20 protein-coding genes are annotated in these 23152 nt (G+C 56.0%); 9 read left to right on the plus strand and 11 right to left on the minus strand.

What is annotated here, in order from left to right:
- Positions 1-3 precede the first annotated feature (3 nt).
- Positions 4-540, minus strand: coding sequence for an inorganic diphosphatase (locus VFA76_09200; protein ID HZR32014.1), 537 nt, complete (start codon positions 538-540; stop codon positions 4-6).
- A 38-nt stretch (positions 541-578) separates the two neighbouring features.
- Entirely contained in the window at positions 579-1463 is an 885-nt protein-coding gene (locus VFA76_09205) for a CHAD domain-containing protein (GenBank protein ID HZR32015.1), read from the minus strand.
- Between the two features lie 575 nt (positions 1464-2038).
- Here VFA76_09205 and VFA76_09210 point away from each other — a divergent pair.
- Together VFA76_09210 and VFA76_09215 are read left to right on the plus strand one after the other, a co-directional pair.
- Complete coding sequence (locus VFA76_09210) at positions 2039-3163, plus strand: efflux RND transporter periplasmic adaptor subunit (protein ID HZR32016.1); 1125 nt, start codon at positions 2039-2041, stop codon at positions 3161-3163.
- Positions 3164-6247 (plus strand): efflux RND transporter permease subunit, encoded by a 3084-nt coding sequence (locus VFA76_09215; protein HZR32017.1) that lies wholly within the window; start codon positions 3164-3166, stop codon positions 6245-6247.
- Between the two features lie 6 nt (positions 6248-6253).
- Here VFA76_09215 and VFA76_09220 read toward each other — a convergent pair whose 3' ends face one another.
- Entirely contained in the window at positions 6254-7657 is a 1404-nt protein-coding gene (locus VFA76_09220) for a fibronectin type III domain-containing protein (protein ID HZR32018.1), read from the minus strand.
- A 189-nt stretch (positions 7658-7846) separates the two neighbouring features.
- Here VFA76_09220 and VFA76_09225 point away from each other — a divergent pair, with 189 nt between their 5' ends.
- Entirely contained in the window at positions 7847-8977 is a 1131-nt protein-coding gene (locus VFA76_09225; protein ID HZR32019.1) for a site-2 protease family protein, read from the plus strand.
- Positions 8978-9107: 130 nt separating this feature from the next.
- The gene (locus tag VFA76_09230) at positions 9108-9890 is read left to right on the plus strand and encodes a hypothetical protein (protein ID HZR32020.1); all 783 of its coding nucleotides are present in this window, start codon (positions 9108-9110) and stop codon (positions 9888-9890) included.
- 13 nt (positions 9891-9903) lie between these two features.
- On the opposite strand, the gene VFA76_09235 is transcribed toward VFA76_09230, so the two are convergent.
- A complete protein-coding gene (locus tag VFA76_09235) occupies positions 9904-10611 on the minus strand; it encodes an rRNA adenine N-6-methyltransferase family protein (GenBank protein HZR32021.1) in 708 nt (235 codons plus the stop codon).
- Between the two features lie 245 nt (positions 10612-10856).
- Between VFA76_09235 and VFA76_09240 the strand changes: the two genes are divergently transcribed.
- Positions 10857-11255, plus strand: a complete 399-nt coding sequence (locus tag VFA76_09240; GenBank protein HZR32022.1) for a hypothetical protein — start codon at positions 10857-10859, stop codon at positions 11253-11255.
- 39 nt (positions 11256-11294) lie between these two features.
- Here VFA76_09240 and VFA76_09245 read toward each other — a convergent pair whose 3' ends face one another.
- Positions 11295-12152, minus strand: a complete 858-nt coding sequence (locus tag VFA76_09245) for an EamA family transporter (GenBank protein ID HZR32023.1) — start codon at positions 12150-12152, stop codon at positions 11295-11297.
- A gap of 255 nt (positions 12153-12407) precedes the next feature.
- Here VFA76_09245 and VFA76_09250 point away from each other — a divergent pair, with 255 nt between their 5' ends.
- Positions 12408-12602: a hypothetical protein gene (locus tag VFA76_09250; GenBank protein ID HZR32024.1), complete on the plus strand. Its 195-nt coding sequence runs from the start codon at positions 12408-12410 to the stop codon at positions 12600-12602.
- An 86-nt stretch (positions 12603-12688) separates the two neighbouring features.
- On the opposite strand, the gene VFA76_09255 is transcribed toward VFA76_09250, so the two are convergent.
- The 6 genes from VFA76_09255 to VFA76_09280 form a co-directional block, all read right to left on the minus strand.
- Positions 12689-13282 carry a gluconate 2-dehydrogenase subunit 3 family protein gene (locus VFA76_09255; protein HZR32025.1) on the minus strand — a complete coding sequence of 198 codons (594 nt, stop codon included), beginning with the start codon at positions 13280-13282 and terminating at the stop codon, positions 12689-12691.
- 2 nt (positions 13283-13284) lie between these two features.
- A complete protein-coding gene (locus VFA76_09260) occupies positions 13285-14979 on the minus strand; it encodes a GMC family oxidoreductase (GenBank protein HZR32026.1) in 1695 nt (564 codons plus the stop codon).
- 19 nt (positions 14980-14998) lie between these two features.
- Positions 14999-15832 carry a sugar phosphate isomerase/epimerase gene (locus VFA76_09265; protein HZR32027.1) on the minus strand — a complete coding sequence of 278 codons (834 nt, stop codon included), beginning with the start codon at positions 15830-15832 and terminating at the stop codon, positions 14999-15001.
- Complete coding sequence (locus tag VFA76_09270) at positions 15833-17515, minus strand: GMC family oxidoreductase (GenBank protein ID HZR32028.1); 1683 nt, start codon at positions 17513-17515, stop codon at positions 15833-15835.
- Positions 17515-18141 (minus strand): gluconate 2-dehydrogenase subunit 3 family protein, encoded by a 627-nt coding sequence (locus VFA76_09275; GenBank protein HZR32029.1) that lies wholly within the window; start codon positions 18139-18141, stop codon positions 17515-17517. The genes VFA76_09270 and VFA76_09275 overlap by 1 nt, the downstream gene beginning before the upstream one ends.
- Positions 18142-18297: 156 nt before the next feature.
- Positions 18298-19206 carry a TIM barrel protein gene (locus tag VFA76_09280; GenBank protein ID HZR32030.1) on the minus strand — a complete coding sequence of 303 codons (909 nt, stop codon included), beginning with the start codon at positions 19204-19206 and terminating at the stop codon, positions 18298-18300.
- A 144-nt stretch (positions 19207-19350) separates the two neighbouring features.
- On the opposite strand from VFA76_09280, the gene VFA76_09285 reads away from it, so the two are divergent.
- From VFA76_09285 to glpK, 3 genes are read left to right on the plus strand one after another with little or no spacing between them, the layout of a single operon-like run.
- Positions 19351-20058, plus strand: a complete 708-nt coding sequence (locus tag VFA76_09285; protein ID HZR32031.1) for a DUF1080 domain-containing protein — start codon at positions 19351-19353, stop codon at positions 20056-20058.
- A gap of 50 nt (positions 20059-20108) precedes the next feature.
- Positions 20109-21461 (plus strand): Gfo/Idh/MocA family oxidoreductase, encoded by a 1353-nt coding sequence (locus VFA76_09290; protein HZR32032.1) that lies wholly within the window; start codon positions 20109-20111, stop codon positions 21459-21461.
- 21 nt (positions 21462-21482) lie between these two features.
- Positions 21483-22988, plus strand: coding sequence for a glycerol kinase GlpK (glpK, locus tag VFA76_09295; GenBank protein HZR32033.1), 1506 nt, complete (start codon positions 21483-21485; stop codon positions 22986-22988).
- Positions 22989-23152: the final 164 nt, after the last annotated feature.

A 23152-nucleotide genomic window follows, 5' to 3' on the forward strand; every position in this document is an offset into this window, starting at 1 on the left:
GGCTCACGCGGCTTTGGTCTGAGCCGATTCTTCCAGGATTCGCATCGCGCTTTGCGGTCCCTCATGCCCCAAGACCTTGGATTTCACCCCCCGCACCGCTTGGTAGTTAAAGAAAAAGGCCTCTATTTGTTTAAGTACAGTGGCATTCAGGTCGCGCAAGTGCTTCACGTCCGCGTAGGTAATTGACTCCGTTGCTACGGCAATCAACCGGTCGTTGCGGTGAGTCTTTCCTTTCTCCTCCTGCTCGGCTTTGACTACGCCAATGAGCCGGCACTCCACCAGACACCCGGGAAAAGTCGGCTCATCCATGAGCATGAGCACATCCAGCGGATCGCCGTCGGGGGCCTTGGTGGAAGGCACGAACCCGAAGTCGTATGGGAAGACCATGCCTTCCGGCAGGACTTTAGATAGTTTGAAAACATCTTTGTCGGGATCAAACTTATACTTGTTCCTGCTCCCCTTAGGTGTCTCGACGATAATCTGGACAGAACTCGCTCCTGCTTTTTGTAGTGGCAGCTTAGAACGGTTCCCTTCTCCCATACTGATCATCCTTAGCCCTATGCCAGTGTGACAGTGCTTCAGGCGGCGGCCGACGCCGCGCCCAACACCGCTTCCGGCAGAGGTCTTTGTCTTGCTGCACCTTGCTTTTTGCGTCCCGAAGCCACAGGCAGATAACGAGCTCTCATCTCATTTGTGCCGGATAGAGCGTGCTCGAATTTCTTAGCGGCGGTCGCTCTCACTTCTGTTAACAACTTACAACCTACGCCGTGATCCACAACCTCCTCGACAACTGACAGCAGTTCAGCCCAATCGTGCCATTCTCCGATAGCGTCCTTTACTTGTTTCAACTTCTCAATAAAACTCTGTTGTTCGGGGGTGTGCTCTTCAACCATCTGAAGCACGTACTGCAACTGCTTCACTTCGAGGCGGTAGGGGTGCAGATTGCTTTTGTCCAAGCGACGCGGTTCTCGTAATTCGGCAGAAAGCCGCAGGGCCATAGCGATTACATCTATACGCGCTGTACTGTTGGACGCATCGTCGTTGCGCACCAACTTTTTGACCTGCTTGGCACAACGTTGAAGCAGGCGTCGTAGTTCGGGACCATCTTTGCGTACGACTGCATGCATTTTCGCTGCCTTCTTAAAGCGTTGGTCCCCCAGGTATTCGAGGACCTGTATGAGACATTCTCTTTCTTCATCGACTTCGATTTGGGAGGCATAGCCTGTAAGCACATCCATGTCGCGAACCTGACCGGCATGCTTCCTGACGCGTCCCATAATGCGCAAAAGCTCCTGCCATTTGGCCTTCGATTCGAGCCCCAAAACCGCAAGCATCGCCTCGATTCGCCGGGACGAGGTGCGCATTTCGTGAACCAGTTCCGGACTGGGTTCCTTGGGAAATCCTTTGAGGTCCTTCCGCAGTTTTCGGAAGGGCTTGCGCAGGCGATCTACATCAAGGGGCATGACGTTCCTGATTACCTCCCTGAAAATGATGTATTGTTCGATGTTGCCTCTGCACCGAACGGTAGTATGTGGGTCTGAGTAAAAACGGCCTATCTCGTTTGCAGCAAGCCTCTCTAATCAGAGATTTTCAGGAATCATTAGCGAGCAACCGCAGAACTTGCCAGCGCTGGGCCTCCGCAGGTCAGCATCACCAACCGAAAGCCATCCACCTTGCTGTCAAACGGGCTCACAAGTAGCCTGCAAATGAAGGTCGGTATCAGCCGGTTGAGAATTCACGTTTTAGGAACCCGCCGGGCCCCGTCAGCGTAGAAATAAGGTAGGAAGGGCTGTGTCAAAACTGGGAAGCCTACGTCAAATAAGTTTTCGAATCCTTCTGTTGGTTCAGTAAATCGGATAAATGAACGTGAGAAGGCACGACTCCCTGGGGTTCGATAAGCGCCTGCAGCGGACGGTCTTGGCGCTGCTACTTGCCACCCCTCCCCGGGCGTTCCTAAGAGTACCGCACGTCGTAGGAATGCCTCGGTGCGAACATTACCTGACGCTCAACTGAGCGTCCACATTTGGAAGAGGAGCATATGGTAAGACGGATGTTGCTGGTGCTGGCTGTGGCAGTGGTAGTGATCGGAGGCCTCGGCTACCTCAAGTCACGACAAATCCAGTCGGCGGTACAGGCGCACTCGTTCCAACCGCCGCCGGAAGCGATCACCACGGTTGTTGCCAAACAGGCAACTTGGCCGTCAACTCTGAGCGTGGTGGGGACCATGGCTGCCATTCATGGAGTCACAGTGAGCGCCGATCTGCCCGGAACCATAAACAAAATCGAATTCGAGTCCGGGAGGTCAGTGCATGAGGGAGATGTATTGGTCGAGCTCGACACCCGGCAAGAACGCGCCCAGCTGGCTGCAATGGAAGCGCAGCGGGATTTGGCGAAGATCAACCATGCTCGCTGGCAGCAACTGGTGAACGAGGGGGTGGTCTCGCGGGTGGACTACGACAAAACACTGGCGGACCAGAAACAAACCGAAGCCAATGTGGGAGAGATTCGCGCGACCATCGACCGCAAGACGATCCGGGCGCCGTTCTCTGGGGTGCTGGGTATCCGCCAGGTCAACCTGGGTCAATACCTGTCCGCGGGTAGCGCGATCGTTCCTTTGCAATCGTTGAACCCCATTTACGTGAACTTCAGCGTGCCGCAGCAGGTGCTTGCACAGGTTCGAGTTGGAAACAGGGTGCAAATCACAACCGACAACTTGCCGGGGATGCAATTCACGGGGCGGGTGAACGCGATTGACTCGATTGTGGATTCAGGAACTCGCAATGTTCAGGTACAGGCGACCATGGCCAATCCTCAAGGCAAGTTGCGTCCAGGCATGTTTGTGGAGGTTCAAGTGGGGGTGGGCGCTGCGAGTTCCGTGATACCGCTGCCGGCATCGGCAATTAGTTTTGCCCCGTTCGGTGACTCGGTGTTTGTGGTAGGTGATATGAAAGGTCCGGATGGGAAAACCTATCGCGGCGTACACCAGCAGTTCGTCAAAATTCAGGGTGCACGCGGAGATCAGGTTGGCGTCGTTTCTGGTATTAAGCCGGGCGACGAGGTCGTGACCTCTGGGGTCTTCAAGCTGCGCAACGGCGCTGCCGTGGCGGTCAATAACAAGGTTCAGCCCGGAAACAATCCGGCTCCCCATCCTGAGGACAATTAAGTGAAGATCACGGATCTCTTCATTAAACGGCCGGTTCTCGCGATCTGCGTCAACCTCGTGATCCTGATCGCCGGTCTACAGGCTATTCGCTCGCTGAGCGTGCGGCAGTATCCGCGCAGCGACATTGCAGAGGTGCAGGTCAGCACCATTTACGTAGGCGCGAATGCCGACTTAGTCCGAGGATTCATCACGACACCGCTGGAGCGAGTGATCGCCAGCGCCGACGGCATTGATTACCTCGAGTCCTCGAGCACCCAGGGACTTAGCACGATCACGGTCCACTTAAAGCTCAACTATGACACTAACGCGGCACTCACGCAGATCCAGGCCAAGGTAGCGCAAGTACGTAATGACCTGCCACCTGAGGCCGAGGCCCCGGTTATCGAATTGCAAACGGCCGACACTCAATTTGCCGCAATGTACATCGGGTTTTCTTCGACCGATCTGGATCAGAACCAAATCACGGATTACCTGACCCGGGTTGTGCAACCCAAGCTGAGCGCCGTCAGCGGTGTCCAGCGGGCCGATATTCTCGGCCAGCGAACCTTCGCTATGCGCGTCTGGCTCAAGCCGGAAAAGATGGCAGCCTTGGGCATTTCGCCGTCAGCTGTGCATGACGCGCTGGCCAACAATAACTATCTTTCCGCACTGGGGCAGACCAAGGGCTCGATGGTGTCGGTGAACCTGGTTGCGAATACCGATCTACGGACGGCTGAAGAATTTCGCCAGCTGGTGGTGAAACAGGACAAAGGGACGGTAGTGCGACTGGGAGAGATCGCCGATGTTGTTCTAGGCGCTGAAAACTACGACTCGGATGTGCGCTTTAACGGCGAATCCGCAACCTTCATGGGCATCTGGGTGCTTCCTACCGCTAACTCCCTGGATGTAATTAAGAACGTTCGCGCGGCCATTCCTGGAATCCGGGCGCAGTTGCCAGCCGGCATGAAGGTTGGCATACCGTACGACTCCACCGCTTACATTCAGGATGCGATTACAGAGGTTTTGAGTACTCTTACCGAGACGCTCCTTATCGTTATTGTTGTCATCTTTTTGTTCCTGGGTTCATGGCGATCAATCTTGATCCCCATAGTCGCGATCCCTATTTCCCTGATCGGCGCCGTTTTCCTGATGCTGGTAGCTGGCTTCACCATCAACCTTCTCACGTTGCTGGCGATCGTGCTCTCCGTCGGTCTGGTGGTAGACGACGCCATTGTCATGGTTGAGAACGTTGAACGTCACCTTCAACTCGGCAAGACGCGGTTTCACGCAGCCATTGATGCCGCCCGCGAGTTGGTGGGTCCCATCATTGCCATGACCATCACGCTGGCCGCGGTTTACGCCCCGGTGGGCATCCAGGGCGGGTTGACTGGCGCTCTGTTCCGGGAATTCGCGTTTACGTTGGCGGGTGCCGTCATCATCTCCGGCATCGTCGCGCTGACGCTTTCGCCCATGATGGGTTCGAGATTGCTGCGAGAAGGAGATACCGAGCGCGGACTCGCAGGCTGGATCAATCGCCGCTTTGATACTGTGCGTAACGGCTACGTGCGAGTTCTGACTGGGACATTGCACTTCCGACCCGTCGTCCTCATGGTGTGGGCGATTGTGCTTCTGTTGATAGTGCCCTTCTACATGTTTTCCCAGAGAGAGCTGGCGCCGGCCGAGGACCAAGGTGTGGTGTTTGGAGTCATACAGGCTGCGCCGAACTCGACCATAGATCAGACCAACCTGTTCGCGTCACAGGTGTATGACGTTTACCGCTCATTTCCTGAGAGCGACAGCGTATTTCAGATCACCAGTCCGAATGGCGGCTTCGGTGGCATGGTGACCAAACCATGGAGTCAACGCAAGAAGACTGCGCAGCAACTCCTGATTCAGTCAACTGGGCCATTGTCGAAGATCGCGGGCATCCGGGTTATCCCGCTGACGCCGCCGCCCTTGCCCGGAGGCGGGAATTTCCCGGTGGATTTCGTAATCGCGTCGTCTGCGGAGCCGCAGCAATTACTCCAGTTTGCAAATCAACTCGTGGGGAAGGCTTTCGCTAGCGGCATGTTTATTTACGCTGACTCCGATCTGAAGTTCGACCAGCCCCAGGCCGAGGTCGTTTTTGACCGCGACAAGCTTCGCTCACAAGGGGTGGAGCTGAGCCAGGCTGGTAAGGATCTCTCAACTCTACTCGGCGGAAATTACGTAAACCGCTTCAGCATTCAGGGACGAAGTTACAAGGTAATTCCGCAGGTCAAGCGCGTGGAACGTTTGACTCCGGAGCAGCTCTCGCAAATTTACGTCACCGGAGCGGGCAACAGATTGGTTCCGTTGTCAACGTTTGCCAGCTTAAAGACAACCACGCAGCCAAGGTCGCTCAACAAGTTCCAGCAGCTGAACGCGGTGAGGATTCAGGGCGTGATACCTCCCGGGGTCCCTCTGGACAACGCGCTACGGTTCCTCGAAGACCAGGCAAAGACCATTTTGCCGCAGGGATTCACGGTAGATTACGCTGGCGAATCGCGTCAGCTCCGGGTTGAGGGCAGCAAGTTTTTAGGGACGTTCTTACTTTCGGCGATCCTGATTTACCTGGTGCTGGCGGCACAGTTCGAAAGCTTCCGCGATCCGTTCATCGTTCTCGCCGGCTCGGTGCCGCTCGCCATCGCAGGAGCACTCTTGTTCTCGTTTTTGGGACTGACGACACTGAACATCTATAGTCAGGTAGGACTGATTACTCTGGTCGGCTTGGTGTCGAAGAACGGCATATTGATTGTGCAATTCGCGAACCACCTGCAGGAGACCGGAAAGGACAAACTGGCCGCGGTCATTGAGGCAGCCGGGACCCGGTTGCGCCCAATCCTGATGACCACGGCGGCGACTGTTGCCGGCCACTTTCCGCTGGTGCTTGCGAGAGGTCCTGGAGCCGGCGCGCGTAACAGCATTGGAATTATGCTGGTCAGCGGGATGATTATTGGGACCTTGTTTACCCTTCTCGTGGTGCCGTCAATTTACATGCTCATCGCGCGGAAGCACGAGGCGTCGTCCAAGGAAGAAGCCGATCCCGACGCGGAACTCCAGGAGCTCGCGGGCGCTCAAGTCTAGCGAAGGTCAGCGGCTACTCGAGTTTTGCGAGACTTGATTTACCGCAGCGACGGGAACGGACAGCTCCTGATCGAGTTTCACCCGCATCCCGGATTTTGCCGGTAATTCCACATCTTTGCCTTTGGTGGCAAGAACGTATCCCCCTCCGGCGATGGCGCCAATCACCAGACCTTTCCACGCACTGCCCAGGATTAGGCCGGCGATGGTGCCCGCGCCTGCTCCGATACCAACGTCTTTGGCGGCGGTCTTTCCGCTTGTCTTTGACTCCACTTCGCCTTCGCTATTCGGGTTTTGTCCGTGAATAGATGCCAGTGTGGCGGTAAGCGGAAACGAGGTATGACTGGGCAACGTAATATCGCGGAAGCGCAGGTTCAAGCGTCCGCGCCCGCGCACCATGGGTAGGGTCTTGCCCTGCTCGGCTTCAATAATTTCGCCGTTGATGGTTGACCCGGCAGGTATCGCAACTTGACCATTGTTGGCCTTTACCGGTTTGCTCACCACAGCGCTAAACTTGTCGCCCACTTTTGCGGTCTTGGTGGAAAGGGCCTCCTGGAGAGTGGCCTCAATTTCTGTCCCTGCAGGTACGAGCAGGTGCGGGGTGGCGGGAGCCGAAGCTTGTGCCGGTGCAGAACCTGGATTGGACACGGCTGCCTGAGTTGACTGATCCGGTTTCTGATCGAATACCGGCTGCGCTCCGCTGGCGACGGTACGGAAACTCTGCTGCTGGGCACGTGTTCCCTGCCCGGTATCCACCTGAAAGTAGTAGGTTGCGTTCGGCTGCAGGTTGGCGAGATGCGCTCGGTGGTAAGTGTTCATTCCCGGCGCCTCAGCGGTTTGCGTCAGCGCGTTGGAACTGGTGCCATAGTAAAGCTTGCTAGGCACAGGCTGTTTGGTTGACCACGTAATCACCGCAGATGTTTCGTCAGCGTACTGAATGGTCGGTCCGGAGGTGATGGTAACGCCTTGCTGCAATCGCTTGGCAGGCTGGGACTGCAGAGGCGCGGCGCCGCTGGGTACGGTTTGGAAGCTGGCCATGGCGGGAGCGGCAGCCTGGTTCGTCTCCACGCGGAAATAATAAGTGGTGGAAGGCTGCAAGTCTTTCAAGCCGACTCGATGACTCGTACCCGCGGAACCACCCTCCGCTGTGCGCTCCAGCTTATTGGGATCGGTGCCGAAATAGATCTTGCTGGCGCTGGCCACGTCAGTCGTCCAAGTGACGACCGCGAATTGATCATCCGCGTACTGGATGGTCGGCCCCTGCGTGACTTGGGCCACCGCGGCAGTGCGTCTCGAAAGCACCGGGGCCTGATCTGAGTCAGACGCGCCTGAGTTGCTGCTGCTCTGAGCTCCTGCTGCTAATGCAAAACCCACCACCAATACCAGCGTCTGGCCACACTTCCAGAGTGTCATAAAACACCTCGAGGCTTAAGGAGACTTGATGACCTTAGATGCAAAGTTGCTGCCCGGCGTAACCGGGGCGGGACAAACTATTGCTTTGGGAAACCTTACTGCATAGGTAGACAGGCGATGTATTTACATGTCCTGCTCTAAGGACTAGGCTTTTCGGGAGCCCCAAAGCTGATTGAAAGGGGAAGGAACGTGAGATCGCAGATCAGGTTGGTTCGATTATTCGGCGTTGAACTGGGCCTTCACTACAGCTGGATGGTCATTGCTGTGCTGATCGCTTTCTCGCTCGCCGCCCACTTTCGCCAGATGCACCCGGGCTGGAGTGATACCACCGTTTGGGGTTCAGCAATTCTCACAGCTCTCCTTTTCTTTATCTTCATTTTTGCCCACGAACTCTCACACGCTCTGGTAGCCAAGGCTCGTGGTGTGCCGATACGCAGGATCACCCTATTTGCGCTGGGTGGGATGGCGCAGATTGAGAAAGAGCCCGCCCGAGCGAGCACAGAATTCTTGATGGGGGTCGTTGGCCCAGCCACCAGCCTGGTCATCGGCCTCGCCTTATTAGGAATCGCTCGTGCTCTCGGTTGGGACCCACGAACTATTCCGGAAACCCCAGCAGTCTCAGTGGTGGTATGGCTGGGACGAATCAATATTGCGCTCGCTGCCTTCAACATGATTCCAGGCTTTCCTCTGGACGGGGGACGGGTCCTGCGGGCGATTATTTGGGCGATCACCAAAAGTGCTGAACGATCCACTCGAATTGCCGCCCGCATCGGGCAATTCGTCGGCCTTGCCTTCATCGTCCTCGGCATCTGGCAATTCTTTATGGGCACCGGCATTAATGGCCTTTGGTTGGCGTTCATTGGTTGGTTTTTGCTAAATGCCGCAGGCGCCACCTATCTGCGGGTGCAAGCCGGTAGTGCTCTCCGCGAGATCCGCGTCGGGCAAGTAATGTCGCATGAGTGCGGCGAGGTAAATGGCAGTATTTCTCTGCAGGATTTTGTGGACCACTACCTGCTTCTCACTGGCAGACGCTGTTTTGTGGTCACCGACAATGGCCGAACCCTGGGCTTGATTACGCCTGCTGAACTGCGCCAGGTGGAACGCGAGCACTGGCCCCAGACCAGTGTCCGAGCCGCCATGAGACCCCTCGATCGCATCCATGCAGTGAACCCCGATACTCCCCTCACCACCGCCATGGAGATCATGGCACGTGAAGATATAAATCAGCTTCCGGTGGTTTCGAACGGCCATGTCGAGGGCATCGTGTCCCGAGGGCAGGTTTTGCACCTGTTGCAAGCGCGGTCTGAACTGGCGGCCTGAGCAAGAGCTCTGCCCTTCTTGCTAACCAGCCGAGAGTTCGTATTTTAGAACAAGTTTCCGATTTTCCACCTACCATCGTTCCATTTCTGATATAAGAGTGCAGCTGGCCGAAGGCCGGCGGAGGTGAACTATGTTACTCGCCTCTTCCCACCCGAAAGTGTTTCACAGGTTCGTGCTGACAACCTGGGTACTATTCGGACTTCTTCCTGCCGCTGCTCAGAACCTGACTCGTTCCCACCCTGCTACATCCATTCGACGTACAGGACCGGTGGAGCTTGGCGCTGATGCCTGCTTCCATAAATTGGTCACCAACGCACAGGTTCGGGCTTTTGAGGTCGAGATTGCTCCCCACCAATCTACCGAGCTAAACCACCACGGCCACGATTACCTGATCATCGCTTTGGGCGACAACGACATTGCAGCTTCAGGTCCAGGAAATGAATTCAGTATGGGAATGCAATTCGGAGAAATGCAGGTCCTCAAAGGGGGTTGGCCCCACAGAATCGCGAACAAGGCGGATAGGCCGGCGCACTTCCTGGAATTAGAAATAATGCAGGACATCGCACCAGAGCGCGCGATCTGCGGTTTGGGCGCTTCGACTTGCACGGATGGCAAATTCGGCAAGACTGATGAGGGCAGCTACTCCCGTAGTACCCTTTTCGATACCGAACGGGCAAAGCTTTCGCGAATTGATCTTGGCCCCGCCGGTTGGCTGCCGCAGCACGGTCACAAAGGTGGACAGGTGCTGATTGGCTTATCGGAGCTGCAATTAGAAGATAGCGTGGTTGGAGGACGAACCGAGCAAGTGCAACTCAAGCCGGGAGCGGTGCAGTTCTACGAGGGAAATATTGTGCATGAGTTCAAAAACCTTGCCAAACAGCCGGCAAAATTCCTGGAGTTGGAGCTAAAGTAAACAGAGTCCCAGCCTACGGGGTGCAATAAAAAATTCGCGCGGGCAGAATATTCAGCAACTTGAAATCTTGTTCCACCTGCCCGAAAACGGGTCTGAGATAGGGCAGCACTGTATTGGTAAATTGATAGACCACGAGCGCTCCCTCGGGATGAAGTAAGCCGCGGGACTCACGCACAATCTGCGCCCGTACTTTGTCGGGCAACGTGCTGTAAGGAATACCTGAGATTATGTAGTCGGCGTGTGGCAGATTCAGGTCAGCAAGAATCTTACGAACATCTGTTGCCGAACCGTGCACCACGTGCAACCGAGGATCGTTGATCTCATCGCGCAGAAAACCGACAAAATCCCGGTTTAACTCAATCGCCACCAACACGGCATCTGGTCGCATCCGCCGCAGGATTTCCCCGGTAAAGGTCCCTATGCCGGGGCCGTATTCCACAATGATGCGGGCCCGTTGCCAATCAATCAATGACAGCAGATGATTCACTAGAAAAGGGGAGCTGGGGATGAGAGAACCGAGCAGCTTCGGATACTTAAAGAAATTGCGAGCGAACAGCAATACCTGCCGCGACAGTTTCGCCTGACGCCTTGGATTACCATTACTGCCGTTGGATTTGCGTTGTCCCGACTCGATGTCGTGGTTCCAACCACGACGGCTGCCGTCTGACATTAGCTGCTGCATCGTGATTTTCCCCACATCCAGTTCGCTTGCCGTGGCCAATCCACCTGCTATTAGAGGTGAGGAGCGACCGCGCGGTTGTGGACTTCCCTGGACGAATCTCATATAGCTTATTTGGTTTCGTCAATTAGCGCAAAAGAACGCATGTAACTGGCGCACGTATTCGCGGCATGTGCAGGACGAATCGGCGTTTGCGGTTACCAGAGTGGCTCCTTGGGTTGGAACGAGTGCACCTCAACACCTCCATCGTCTAGAATCACTTTCGCAGGCGCAGAATTGCATCCCGTATGTCTGAGATTAACGATTTCGTGAAGCCGCCTTCCCTGCACCAGTGGCGCGAAATCCGTGACCAGGAGGAAACCCGCATCCTTAATGGGCTGCCGGATGTCGCTGACCGGCAATTCACGCTGCTCTGGGAACTCGAAGCCAAGGACGACGGCGATCCGGAGGAGCGGTTCTGGGTGATCAAACACGGTACCCAAGAAATCTACCGCGAAAAGGCTGGCCACGAAGACTATCACCGCTTCGAGTTGCTGGCCCGCTTGCTCAAGCAGAAATATGGCTCGCGCATCAAGGACCTCATTCCCGCAGAAACTGGAGACACAGGTTTCTATTTGTACGGGGACTACCTGGGGGCGGTGCGGCGAGTAGAAGCGGCGCGCAAGCGCAGCTTCGGGGTCGGTTGACGATGGGCCGCTGCTCGATTCAGTGGAGCAATGCAAACCTCATTTAAGTGTAATCAGCGGCATGGCCAGAAGAGCCGCCGCCATTCCGGTTAGCCTCAATGTTGTGAAGCGCTCTTTCAGGAAGATTCCCGCCAGTAAGACTGTCACCATCGGATACAAGGAACACAGCACCACGGAGACGTCCAGTCGCCCGGTTTGGCTGGCACACACATAAAAGACGGTGCCCATAACGTCAAGGACTCCAGCGAGCACAGCTATCCCGGTTCGGCCGCGTTGCAGACGTCCGCTCATCGCCTTTACTGCCACAATAATGCCCACCAAAGTCAGTGACGCGATCTTAGAGATGGACGCCACCCACACGGCGGAACTATTACCGGTCTGTCTCATGAACAAGAAAAATCCAGCGAATCCAAATCCCGCGAGGATAGCGAGCCCCATACCTTCGGGCGGACCGGTGAGGTGGTCGGGTTTACAGATAAACCAGATCCCCAGGCCTGCAAGCAGGAATCCAGCAATCTGCAAAGCGTGCGGCAGGCCCTCGAGCGCAAAGCCTACTGCTACCGGAATGGAGGCGCCCAACACTGCCGCTACCGGAGCGTTCAATCCCATTTGCCCGGATGACAGCGCCCGATAAAAAACGGCCAGCGAAATGCCGCCTGAAAGCCCTCCGGCAAGCGCCCATAGGACGCTGACATGGTTAGGAAAGGGAGCATGCTGCAGGAGCGCAACCGCGGTCACAAAAACCAGGCCGCTGCCGTGGGCGAGAGCCGTGACCAGGAAAGCGTCAGCGCGTTGCGCGGCATAACCGCCGAGGAAATCGGCGCTTCCCCAAGTTACGATAGACGCTAGACTGAAACCAGTGGATACGAGATTTGGCGGCAAGTTAAAGATGGTCAAAATGTTTTTACGCCGTTGCAGTACTAAATCACAAATATACGTGTCTGCCGGATAATGTTAAATTCGGGAAGCATAACTTTAAAAAAACTTATAGAGAAACTGGTGTTTCGAGGCAAACGGGTGCAAGATGATGCCAACCTGGGCATCTGGTCAAAGCCTTTGGTTATCTGGTTGAGGGTTCGTACAGGCCCGTAAGCTCGGCTTGCGTCGCTGAGGTGGTGCAGCGTCGCCCAGCAAGAAACGGCGAGGAGAATTATGAAAAACATCAGCGAAGTTATCCGGCAGAAAGAACGGCGCATGGCAGAGCTCAGGGCAGAAATCGCAGCGCTGCAGGCTGTGCTTCCTATGCTGGCGGGTGACGCGCCGACCGGGGTTGACCTTCGCCAAGCGCCCTTTACACAAGATGAGCGCAATGGCGTCACCTCTCGCCTTACTGACGTAAGCTCCTAGGCGCCAAGGCTATAACGTTCAAAACCCCGCTGAGGGTATCTACCGCACGAATTCTATTCCTGAAGTAAGACTCGAAATACGTGACTCTATATCTGTGGTGCTGAAGGACATCCTGGAAAAGTCTTGCGGAATGAATTCCCCATGTATTGCAGGTCCTTAATGCCAATCTCACTAGTGAAATAACCGTCAGCCGTCATTCTTCTTAGGAAGGCGAAGAAATTCGCGCCCTGGCTTAACGAAGAGTCCTTCATGGAATTCTGGCGATAGGCGATCAGATCCAGGATCTGCTTCTGCTGAGCAGCGGAGCAGTCTAAAAAAGCACGTCCGTAGCGATCGGTGCAGGTGGAATCGAGCCACATCAATCCCCCACCTAGACTTAACTGGTACTCCTTATTCTCGCTGGTGAGCAGGTCTATAAACTCTGGCGCACCCGCTTCGACCGCGCCGCCCGAGCGATCATCAGGCGGGATGATCGCATTGCAGAGCGATTGCAAGGTTTTGTATTGATGAGGGTTGAAGAACTTGGGTGCGTACACGCCAGCCGCCGACGCCTTTTCAGCCTGCACCATTTTATGTGCATACTCAGCTGCCTGTGCGGGAATGACCCTTAACACCGATCCGGCAACAACACCGGCCGTCAAAGTCTTGAGAATGTCGCGACGTGTAATTGAGTTCGACATTTCTACAGATTTCCCTTCTTTGCCTCATCCGCCAAATAATCCGACGCACGCCAGGACAGCGCCATGATGGTGAGCGTGGGATTCTTGTCGGGATTGCTTACGAAGCATGCGGCGTCGGTAACGAACAGGTTCTTGACCTCGTGCGCCTGGCAAAATCCGTTCAGTGCGGACTTGGCGGGATTCGTTCCCATTCGCACCGTACCAAGCTCGTGAATGATTTCTCCCCCGGCTGAGATGCGCTCGCCAGGGGTGAGATGGTCGGTGTACGTACCGCCACCGGCATGCACGATTTCGCGAAACACCTCTTGCATGTCGCGCGCCATTTTCATTTCGTTGTCGCCCCACTGCCAATGGAAGCGCAACACCGGAATACCCCACTTGTCGACTACGGTGGGATCAATCTCGCAGTAGCAGTTTTCGTTGGGGATCATCTCCCCGCGCCCAGCAAAGCCGATGCTCGTGCCATAAGTGCGCCGGCACTGCTGCTTCAGGGCGACACCGTAACCTTCAGAATTATCGCAAACATCATCGAAGTCGGCCACCCCCGGCATATTGCGACCACCGCCAAACTCGATGTGGTAGCCGCGAAGGTAGTCGTTTTTGCGGTCGAACTTCCACCACGGAATGTACATGTGCATTCCGCCCACCCCATCGTGGTTGTGCGGCGGAATTTTCTCCAGCTGCGGGAAATACCCCGAGCCGGAGCTGCCAACCGAGTCTGTCAGATAGCGACCGACCACCCCTGAACCATTGGCTAAGCCATCAGGAAATTGCGGCGACTTGGAATTCAGCAGCAGGCGGGTTGATTCACAGGCGCTGGCTGAAAGCATGACGACGCGCGCGCGCACCTGCTGCTCGCTGCGCGTGGTCTTGTCAATGTACGAGACCGCCTCAACTTTTCCAGACTTGCCGACGATCAGCTCTCGTGCCATCGCATTGGTAATAAGCGTCAAGCGGCGAGTAGCCAGCGCCGGTGGAATCATTACCTGGCTGGAACTAAAGTTTGAAGCCGTAACGCATCCCCGACCACACTGGCCGCAGTAATGACATGCCGCCCTGCCGTTATGGGACTCAGTCAGAATCGCCAAACGCGAAGGTACACAGAGAATTTTTTGCCGATCGCAAATTTGTTTAACAAAGATTTCTGTGCAGCGCGGTTTAGGCGGCGGCAAGAAGACGCCATCGGGGGCGCTGGAAATATTTTCCTTGGTTCCAAAGACTCCGATGTAAGACTCAACTTTGTCGTAATAAGGTGCTACGTCTTCGTAGCTGATGGGCCAGTCGTCCCCCATGCCGTCGGTAGAACGGGCCTTGAAATCTACCTTGGCGAAACGGAGTGCGATCCTTCCCCAATGATTCGTGCGCCCGCCGACGATGCGCGACCGAAACCACAGAAAGTTCGATCCTGGCGCAGAAGTGTAAGGCTCACCTTCAATGGTCCATGCGCCGTTTGGCGCCATGAATTCATCTCCGACAATGCCACGCTGTAACCCGCCAACTCCGGCGCCGCGGTGCGGCAAGTCATATGGCCAGGCAAACATCTTGAAGTCTTTTTCCGGATTGACCGGCGGGCCCGCTTCCAGCATGACCACATTGAGTCCGCGCTCAGTAAGGACTTTTGCCGCCGTGCCACCGGCTGCGCCCGAGCCTATGATGCAAACGTCGTAGACCTTCGGAGAACGGATGACCTGCAACATGCCCTCCCAGAAGTTGGGTTCAATACTTTAAAGTTTTCAGGTAATCGTAACTGATTTTCAGGCTATCGAATGGAGAGCCCGGCGTTTCATCCTGCTCGACGTAATAATGCTGAATGCCGGCCTTCTCCGATTGGGCGAATATGCGCTTGAAATCAATTCTTCCCCGCCCCACCTCGGTGAAATTGTGGCCCGGCGGTTTCTCCATGTCCTTAACGTGGACCAGCGGATAGCGCCCAGGGAATTTGTTGAAGTATTTCAACGGATCCTGGCCCCCGCGCGTAATCCAGTACAGGTCCATTTCAAATTGCACAAGTTTGGGATCGGTGTCCGCCTGCAGCACGTCGTAGGGCAGGCGACCGTCGGTAGGTTTGAACTCGAAATCGTGATTGTGATACGCGAACTTCAGGCCGGCAGCTTGTACCTTCATCGCCGTCTGGTTAAGAAAGGCCGCAATGCGCTTCCAATTCTCAATGCTGCCGCGGTCTTCCTCGTCCACCCAAGGATTCACAATCCACTCGTGACCGATGATGTGGGCGGCGTCAATGGTTTGCTGCAACTTATCGCGCAGGTCCTTCATGGGGACATGAGTAGAGGGCGAGGTAAGTCCATGCCGCTCCAGAATGGCTTTGACCTCCTTTGGGTCGTGGCCGTAGTAGGTGAAGAACTCCACCTCCTTGTAGCCGATCTCCGCTACTTTGGCGATGGTGCCTTCAAAATCCTTCTCCAGTTGGGTGCGCACGGTGTACAGCTGCATGCCGATCCTCTTCAGCTGCCGGTCCGCCGCGAATGCTCCCAACCGCTGTGCCAACACGGTTGCCCCCACTGCGCCAATAAACGAGCGCCGATCCATCATCTAAATCTCTCCTCGCTTCATCAGTTCCACCGCGTGATTGCACGCGCGAGCCGTAAGTGCCATGTAGGTGATGGACGGGTTTACGCAAGATGAAGACACCATGCACGAACCGTCGGTGACAAACAGGTTGGCGACGTCATGCGCCTGGTTCCATGAGTTGAGCACGGACGCCTTGGGATCTTTTCCCATGCGCGCGGTCCCCATTTCATGGATCGCCAAGCCGGGAGCATTGTCCTCGATAAAGGTCTGGATATCGTCCGCACCCGCTGCGGCAAGCATCTCGGCGGCAGCAATGGATGCGTCCTTCATTAGTGCCCATTCGTTCTCACCGTACTTGCAATGAATCTTCAGTGCGGGTATGCCCCACGCATCCTTCACCTGCTTATCCAATTCGACATAATTGTTCGGATTGGGAAGCATTTCCCCAAAACCGCCCATGCTGAAATGCCAGGGACCAGGCTTCTTCAAGGAACGCTTGAAGTCTGCACCGAACCCAGAAGAGTTGATACCGCGGTCCCAATCGCGGCGGCCGGCGCCACCCTGGTAGCCATACCCGCGCAGAAAGTGTGATTTGGATTTCACGTTACGAAAACGCGGAACATAGATGCCATTGGGACGATCGCCAATGTCGATCTTGTCTTCGTTCCCGGGGATGCGGCCACTTGCCCCACCGCCCATAATGTGGTCCATCAAGTTCCGGCCAAGTTGACCGCTGGAATTCGCCAGGCCATTAGGAAATTCCTGGGTCGCTGAATTCAGCAGCAGCCGCGTGGATTCTAGAGTGGAGGCACAGAGAAAGATCAAATGTCCCTGGAATTCGAGTGCTTGATGGCTTTGGGCGTCGATCACTCGAACTCCGCTCACCTTACGCGACTTGCTGTTGAAAATGAGACTGTGCGCCACGCTGAACGGCCTGAGCGTCACATTTCCGGTGGCCAAGGCAACTGGGAGCGTCGCATTCACGCTGCTGAAGTATGCGCGGGCAATGCAGCCACGATGGCAGGGCCCGCAATAATGACAAGGGTGTCGGCCGTTGTGGGGACGAGTGATCACGGCACAACGGCCAATGGTCATGATGCGCTCGCCAGGAAAATACTTGGCGATGGCGTCGCGGACAGTTTCCTCCGCGCAGTTCATCTTCATTGCAGGGAGGAACCGACCGTCGGGAAGGTGAGGCAGCCCCTCGGCTTGTCCACTGATGCCGGCAAATTCCTCAACGTAGTCGTACCAAGGCGCGATATCGGCGTAGCGAATGGGCCAGTCAATCGCGATGCCCTCCTTCAGGTTGGCCTCAAAATCGAGATCGCTCCAGCGATAGGTCTGCCGTCCCCACATGATGGACCTGCCGCCAACCTGCCTGCCGCGAATCCAGGAGAAAGGCTTGTCCGAGTCAGCGGTGTAAGGATTCTCATTGTCATTTACAAAGAATTTGCTGGCCCACTCATCGCAGGCGTAACACTGACGTTGGATTGGCTGCTTCGCAAGTTGCGACTTGCGGTCACGCAGGCCACGGAAACGCACATCCCATACTGGTACGTGCTCAACGTAGTCTTTTTCAGGAACAGTAGGCCTTCCTGCCTCCAGGACCAGGGTCTTCAGCCCCTTTTCACCCAGTTCCTTGGCGGCGAAGCCCCCACTTATACCTGAACCGATGACAATCGCATCGTAGGTGGTGGTTGGCATCAGCTTTGCACTTTCGAGTTGTCGTCAACCGGCACACACGGCTGATACGGGCCCATATGGATTCCGGGCCGTCCAAGCTCCTGCGTGATGCCGACTTCGGAGGTGTAATAACCGATCAGCGTAAGAAACCTCATCGTGTGGAAGAAATTTTGTTCTACGGGAGTCTCTTCTGCGTCCTTAAAGGCCCCCGTCTTCTTCGGGCGGCGGCCGGACTCTTCAGCCTCGCGCAATTCGGCGAGCTCTTCATCGAGTGCCGTCAGCAACGCTACCTGTTGTGGCTGTGAGCATTTCACGAAGTCGTTTCCGTAAAGTGAGCGGCTGCGGGCGTCGGTCGCGGCAATGCCGTGGAGAAAGCGTGCTCGCTGCTCATCGTCAAACCAGTCGGTCAGCACTAGATCAATGAACTCATCTACCCGTGCGCCTCTGGCGCCAGGGGTCTCTGTGGCAGGAATGATCATCTCCGCAATTGCGGCAATGGTTGCATCCTGATGTGGGTCGAGGGTCTTTAACGCGCGGGAGGTGCCCAAATGCTGCTGTAGTTCGCGCCCTAGTGCAAGCACATCGTGCGAGAGAACCGGGAGAACGGCGGCCCCGGCAATCAGCCGGAGCGCATCACGTCGTTTCATAGAAGAAATGCCGCCGAAGACAGGATTCGCACGGCCCAAAACAACCGGGAGCTGGGCCGAGCTGCGAGGTCTCGGCAAGCTGATCTGCGAGGCTACCCCGGTGCGAGCAGCCAAGTCAAGGGCGCGGAGCAGGTCGTGTCCTAATTTGCCAGGACACTACCGGGCAGCACCCCTACGACTGTGCCAGGAGTTCACTACCAACTCCCGTGCGCCACGCAGATCCTTAACCAGATCTCCCAGCGGCTCAAATTCCATCGCAATATAGTTTTGGTATTTGAGGTGTGCCAGTTTACGGAAAATGTTGACGTAGTTTATTTCTCCGGTTCCGGGCGCGTGACGGCCGGGAACGTCGGCCACGTGAATCAGTCCGACCTGGTCAATATTCTTCTCCAGCGTGGAAATTAAATTTCCCTCGGCAATTTGCTCGTGATAGAGGTCATAACAAAACTTTACGTTGGGGTGGTTGACTTCGCGAATAATGGCAAATCCCTCGCGCGAGGAGGTCAGGTAGTAATTGGGATTTTCTTCAGGATCAATGTTCTCCAGCAGCAGCGTGACCTTGGCTTCCGCGGCAATATCGGCCGCCCGCTTAAGAGCTTCAACACAGCTTTGGTGCAGGGCTTCCGCTCTGACTCCGGGAACCCGATCGCCGGAGAGCACAATGAGCGAGTTGCACTCCAATTTCCGCATGGTGGGTAAGATGTGCTTCAGGTCATCGAGAAACGCGGGTCGAGCGCCCGGATTGGCTACTCCGGTGGCTAGACCGGCAATTGTGTCGAAGGTCATGCCCAGTGCACGCTTCTTTGCGTTAGCGCGTGCGAAGTCCGGGTCTGACCAACTGATGAATTCGTCGGTAAGTTCAACCGCGTGATAGCCCGCGGCCGCCACTTTCTCCAGCCGCTGCTCGAAGGAGAGCTTTTTGGGCACCGTCCACAGCATTACCGAAAGCTTCGGCCCCGCCGAGGTGGCGGGTGCGTGGGATTTCACCTGTTGAAAGCTTTCGGCGGGCAGTGCCGAAGCCCCCAGGGCTGCCGCCATACCCGCTAAAAATCGTCGCCGCTTCATTGGAAGCCTCACTTCGAGCGCCGAGTCTATTTGACGTAGCGGCTGGGAAGCAATATTTTTGTGGGCGCACAAGAGAGCTGACTTGACAGCCGACATAAGCTGGAAGGCTCTCGTCAACATGACATCTTTAGTCGGGTGGCCCTAATGCTGAAACGCTTTGTGGTTCTTTCTCTGTTCGTAATTGTGTCACTCAGTTTTGCGTATGCCCAGGCCAGCAGTCCGCAGGCAGCAACTCCTGCGTCGGACCAAGCGGGCGACTGGATCCAGTTATTTAATGGCAAGGACCTGACTGGCTGGAAACATGTCGGACCGGGATACATGACGGTTGAGAACGGTCTGATTCGCACTCATGGCGGCATGGGCCTACTGTACTGGACTGCTGGAAGGTTCAAAGACTGCGTGCTCCGGGTAGTTTTCAAAATGCGCGATGAGAACGACAATTCTGGCGTGTTTATCCGAATTCCAATCGAACCGCGCGAGGAATGGATGCCGGTGCACTATGGCTATGAAGTGCAAATTGACAATCACCCCGAACGTTCCGATCCTCCGGAGGACGAATACCATTCGACCGGGATGCTGTATTCGCTTACCAAACCGCTGGCCAAGGCCTGGAAACCCGGGCCGGAGTGGAACACTATGGAGATCACGTTGGATGGTCTCCGTACGATGGTCGTGTTAAACGGTGTGAAGGTCAGTGAGTTTACGGAAGGTGACCCGGTGCCAGCCATGAAGTTTTCGTTCGAACCGCAGCGCGGGCGGAGGCCGATCGAAGGCTTCATTGGCCTGCAAAACCACAGCGACAACGACATTGTTTTCTTCAAAGAAGTCGGCGTGAAGCCATTGAAGCGCTAGGCCGACCATGAAAAGTTCTGGCACGACCATTCAGTTCTCAAGGAGAAACGATGAAGAATAATTTTTCGCGTCGTGAATTTATCCAGACCGGCGCTGTGGCTGCCGGTGGCTTGCTGGCGGCCAAAACCATTCTGCTCGATCCTGATCCATCGATGGCCGCAACGCGTCCGGTCCCTCCTAGCGACCGCGTACGTTTTGGCATGATCGGAATCGGCATGCAGGGCTCTGACCTGCTTGGGAACGCGATTACACTTCCCGGTGTGGAGTGCGTTGCGGCCGCCGATCTGTATGACGGTCGACATACTTTGGCGAAGGAGATCACCAACAATCCCAGCCTGCCCACCACACGCCGTTACCAGGAACTGCTCGACAACAAAGAAATTGATTGCATCGTGGCCGCCGTTCCCGACCACTGGCACCGTCGCGTTGTGGTGGATGCGACCAGCGCCGGCAAAGATATCTATTGCGAGAAGCCGATGTCGCATTCGCCCGCCGATGGCCTCGCCATGGTTGATTCCGCCCAGAAGCATGGGCGGATCGTGCAGATTGGCTCGCAGCGGGTGAGTTCGGCCCTGGGCGCCAAAGCGCGCGAAATGTATGCCTCGGGAGCTATCGGAAATGTCTCCATGATCGAGCTCACTCTTGGACGCAACGATCCCACTGGCGCTTGGCAGTATCCGCCACCTCCAGACCTCTCGCCTCAGAACCTCGATTGGAATACCTGGCTGAATGACGCCCCGAAAATTCCCTTTAATAAACTTCATTTCGCCCGCTGGCGTTGCTGGAAAGAGTATGGCACCGGGGTGGCCGGCGATCTGATGGTGCACCTGATCAGCGGCATGATGTACACGCTGGGCTGGAACGAGGCGCCGAGATCGGCACAGGCTTTGGGAGGCATTTTCCGTTTCGATGATGGACGAAATATGCCAGATCTGCACGCGGTACTTTTTGACTACCACGGAGTTCCGGTCTATGTCCGCTTGGGCCTCGGCACAGAGACTCCAGAGCTAGCCCGCTTCATGGGGCCTAAGGGCATCCTCGACACTACGGAGTACAGCATCACTCATTCGCAACAGCCCGGTGTGGATCTTGCCCCCAGCTACTACGCCCACAGCTTCCCGCAGAAAATGCGTGAGGAGTACATCAAAGAGTGGCACGAGAAGAACGATCCTCCCTTGGGCAAGGAACCCATGTACCCGACCGCAACCTATCAGGGACACGATTGGGACGATGTGAAACCACACCTCTGGAATTTCTTCCAGGCGGTGAAGTCGCGCAAACCTGTAATGGAAAACGAGGTGTTCGGCAATCACGCCGCGCTCGCTTGCCACATGGCGAACGAATCGTACTTCCGCAAAAAGCCTGTATTTTGGGATGAGGGATCCAAGAGCCTCAAAGCTTAATGGTTAACCGATACTGAGTGCATGAAACGCTACGTTCTGGCCCTCGACCAGGGCACGACCTCCAGCCGAGCGATCGTGTTCGGGCGCGAGGGCCGAATTATTTCTATTGCGCAACAAGAGTTCGAGCAGATCTATCCGAGCCCTGGGCAGGTGGAGCACGATCCCGAGGCCATCTGGCTATCTCAAGTTGCTGTTGCGCGTGAAGCGCTTCAGAGGGCTGGCGTTTCGGCAGCCGAGATTGCCGCACTGGGAATCACGAATCAGCGTGAGACCACGATCCTCTGGGAGCGCGCGTCGGGCGCTCCTGTGGTGAATGCGATCGTCTGGCAGAGCCGTGTGAGCGCCGCCATCTGCGAGCAGCTCAAAGCGGATGGGCTGGAGAATACCTTCCATGAGAAGACAGGGTTGGTACTCGATGCTTATTTTTCTGGAACAAAAATAAAATATCTGCTGGACACCATTCCCGGTCTACGCGCACGGGCCGAGCGTGGTGAGATTCTGTTCGGTACGGTTGATTCCTTTCTCTTATGGCGGCTCACTGGCGGCCGTTGCCATGCGACTGATGTAAGCAACGCCAGCCGTACCCTGCTGTTTAACATCCACACCCTGCAATGGGACGATGAGTTGCTCCGCATTCTAGGCGTGCCTCGGGCTATGCTGCCCGAGGTTCGGTCCTCCAGCGAAAAATATGGCGAGACGGAGTCCGGCTTGCTTGGGAAACCGATTCCTATCGCCGGCATCGCGGGCGACCAGCAAGCGGCGCTATTTGGCCAAATGTGCCTCTCTCCTGGAGAGGCCAAAAACACATATGGAACCGGCTGCTTCGCCCTGCTGAACACCGGCGATAAAGCTGTAACTTCCACAAAAGGTCTGCTGACTTCGGTGGCGTGGAAGCTGGGCGGGCAAACCACTTATTGCCTGGAAGGCGCGGTGTTTATCGCAGGGGCGGTGGTGCAGTGGCTGCGCGATGGCCTCAAGGCTTTTCCCAAATCGGCTGACGTTGAGCGGTTGGCGGGTTCGGTGCCCGATAGCGGCGGCGTTTACTTTGTGCCGGCGCTGGTCGGATTGGGCGCTCCCTATTGGGACCCGTACGCGCGCGGAACCATTCTCGGTATCGGTAGGGACACTACCATCGCTCACATCGCACGGGCGGCGTTGGATGCCATTGCGTATCAAACCCGTGACGTTCTCGATCTAATGCAGCAGGAAGCCGGCTTGAAGTTATCGGTATTGAAAGTCGATGGCGGTGCTGCGTGCAACTCACCGATGATGCAATTCCAAGCCGATATGCTGAGTATTCCCGTGCGCCGGCCAGTAGTTGCAGAGACCACGGCATTAGGCGCGGCGTACCTGGCGGGGCTGGCCATCGGATATTGGAAGAGCACCGCGGAAATCGCATCCAACTGGGCGCTTGATTGTGAGTTCACTCCTAAAATGCCGGCCAAGCAAAGAGAGGCCCTCTACCGGCGGTGGCAAAAAGCGGTGGCTAGATCTCTGGATTGGGAAGAGCACAAGGTCATTGAGTAATTGTTGGAATCGGGTAATTTTGCGATGCACAGCCGAAAGGCACATGCGGACATCCTTACCCTCCCTGAGATCATCCCTTTTGTAGGAATAACGCGAAAGCTAGCAACGTATATCAGGACTGGGGCTAAAACATGGCTGAAACCGGAGTGCGACCGCGCTGCCCA

This window comes from Terriglobales bacterium (assembly GCA_035651655.1).
GTDB lineage: Bacteria > Acidobacteriota > Terriglobia > Terriglobales > Acidobacteriaceae > DASRFG01.

Coding starts and splice junctions, on each gene's coding strand:
- VFA76_09285 (HZR32031.1), top strand. CDS start 19,351: ATGCTGAAACGCTTTGTGGTTCTTTCTCTGTTCGTAATTGTGTCACTC.
- VFA76_09250 (HZR32024.1), top strand. CDS start 12,408: ATGAAAAACATCAGCGAAGTTATCCGGCAGAAAGAACGGCGCATGGCA.
- VFA76_09280 (HZR32030.1), bottom strand. CDS start 19,206: ATGAAGCGGCGACGATTTTTAGCGGGTATGGCGGCAGCCCTGGGGGCT.
- VFA76_09200 (HZR32014.1), bottom strand. CDS start 540: ATGGGAGAAGGGAACCGTTCTAAGCTGCCACTACAAAAAGCAGGAGCG.
- VFA76_09265 (HZR32027.1), bottom strand. CDS start 15,832: ATGATGGATCGGCGCTCGTTTATTGGCGCAGTGGGGGCAACCGTGTTG.
- VFA76_09240 (HZR32022.1), top strand. CDS start 10,857: ATGTCTGAGATTAACGATTTCGTGAAGCCGCCTTCCCTGCACCAGTGG.
- glpK (HZR32033.1), top strand. CDS start 21,483: ATGAAACGCTACGTTCTGGCCCTCGACCAGGGCACGACCTCCAGCCGA.
- VFA76_09205 (HZR32015.1), bottom strand. CDS start 1,463: ATGCCCCTTGATGTAGATCGCCTGCGCAAGCCCTTCCGAAAACTGCGG.
- VFA76_09290 (HZR32032.1), top strand. CDS start 20,109: ATGAAGAATAATTTTTCGCGTCGTGAATTTATCCAGACCGGCGCTGTG.
- VFA76_09230 (HZR32020.1), top strand. CDS start 9,108: ATGTTACTCGCCTCTTCCCACCCGAAAGTGTTTCACAGGTTCGTGCTG.
- VFA76_09220 (HZR32018.1), bottom strand. CDS start 7,657: ATGACACTCTGGAAGTGTGGCCAGACGCTGGTATTGGTGGTGGGTTTT.
- VFA76_09270 (HZR32028.1), bottom strand. CDS start 17,515: ATGCCAACCACCACCTACGATGCGATTGTCATCGGTTCAGGTATAAGT.
- VFA76_09275 (HZR32029.1), bottom strand. CDS start 18,141: ATGAAACGACGTGATGCGCTCCGGCTGATTGCCGGGGCCGCCGTTCTC.
- VFA76_09255 (HZR32025.1), bottom strand. CDS start 13,282: ATGTCGAACTCAATTACACGTCGCGACATTCTCAAGACTTTGACGGCC.
- VFA76_09210 (HZR32016.1), top strand. CDS start 2,039: ATGGTAAGACGGATGTTGCTGGTGCTGGCTGTGGCAGTGGTAGTGATC.
- VFA76_09260 (HZR32026.1), bottom strand. CDS start 14,979: ATGTTGCAGGTCATCCGTTCTCCGAAGGTCTACGACGTTTGCATCATA.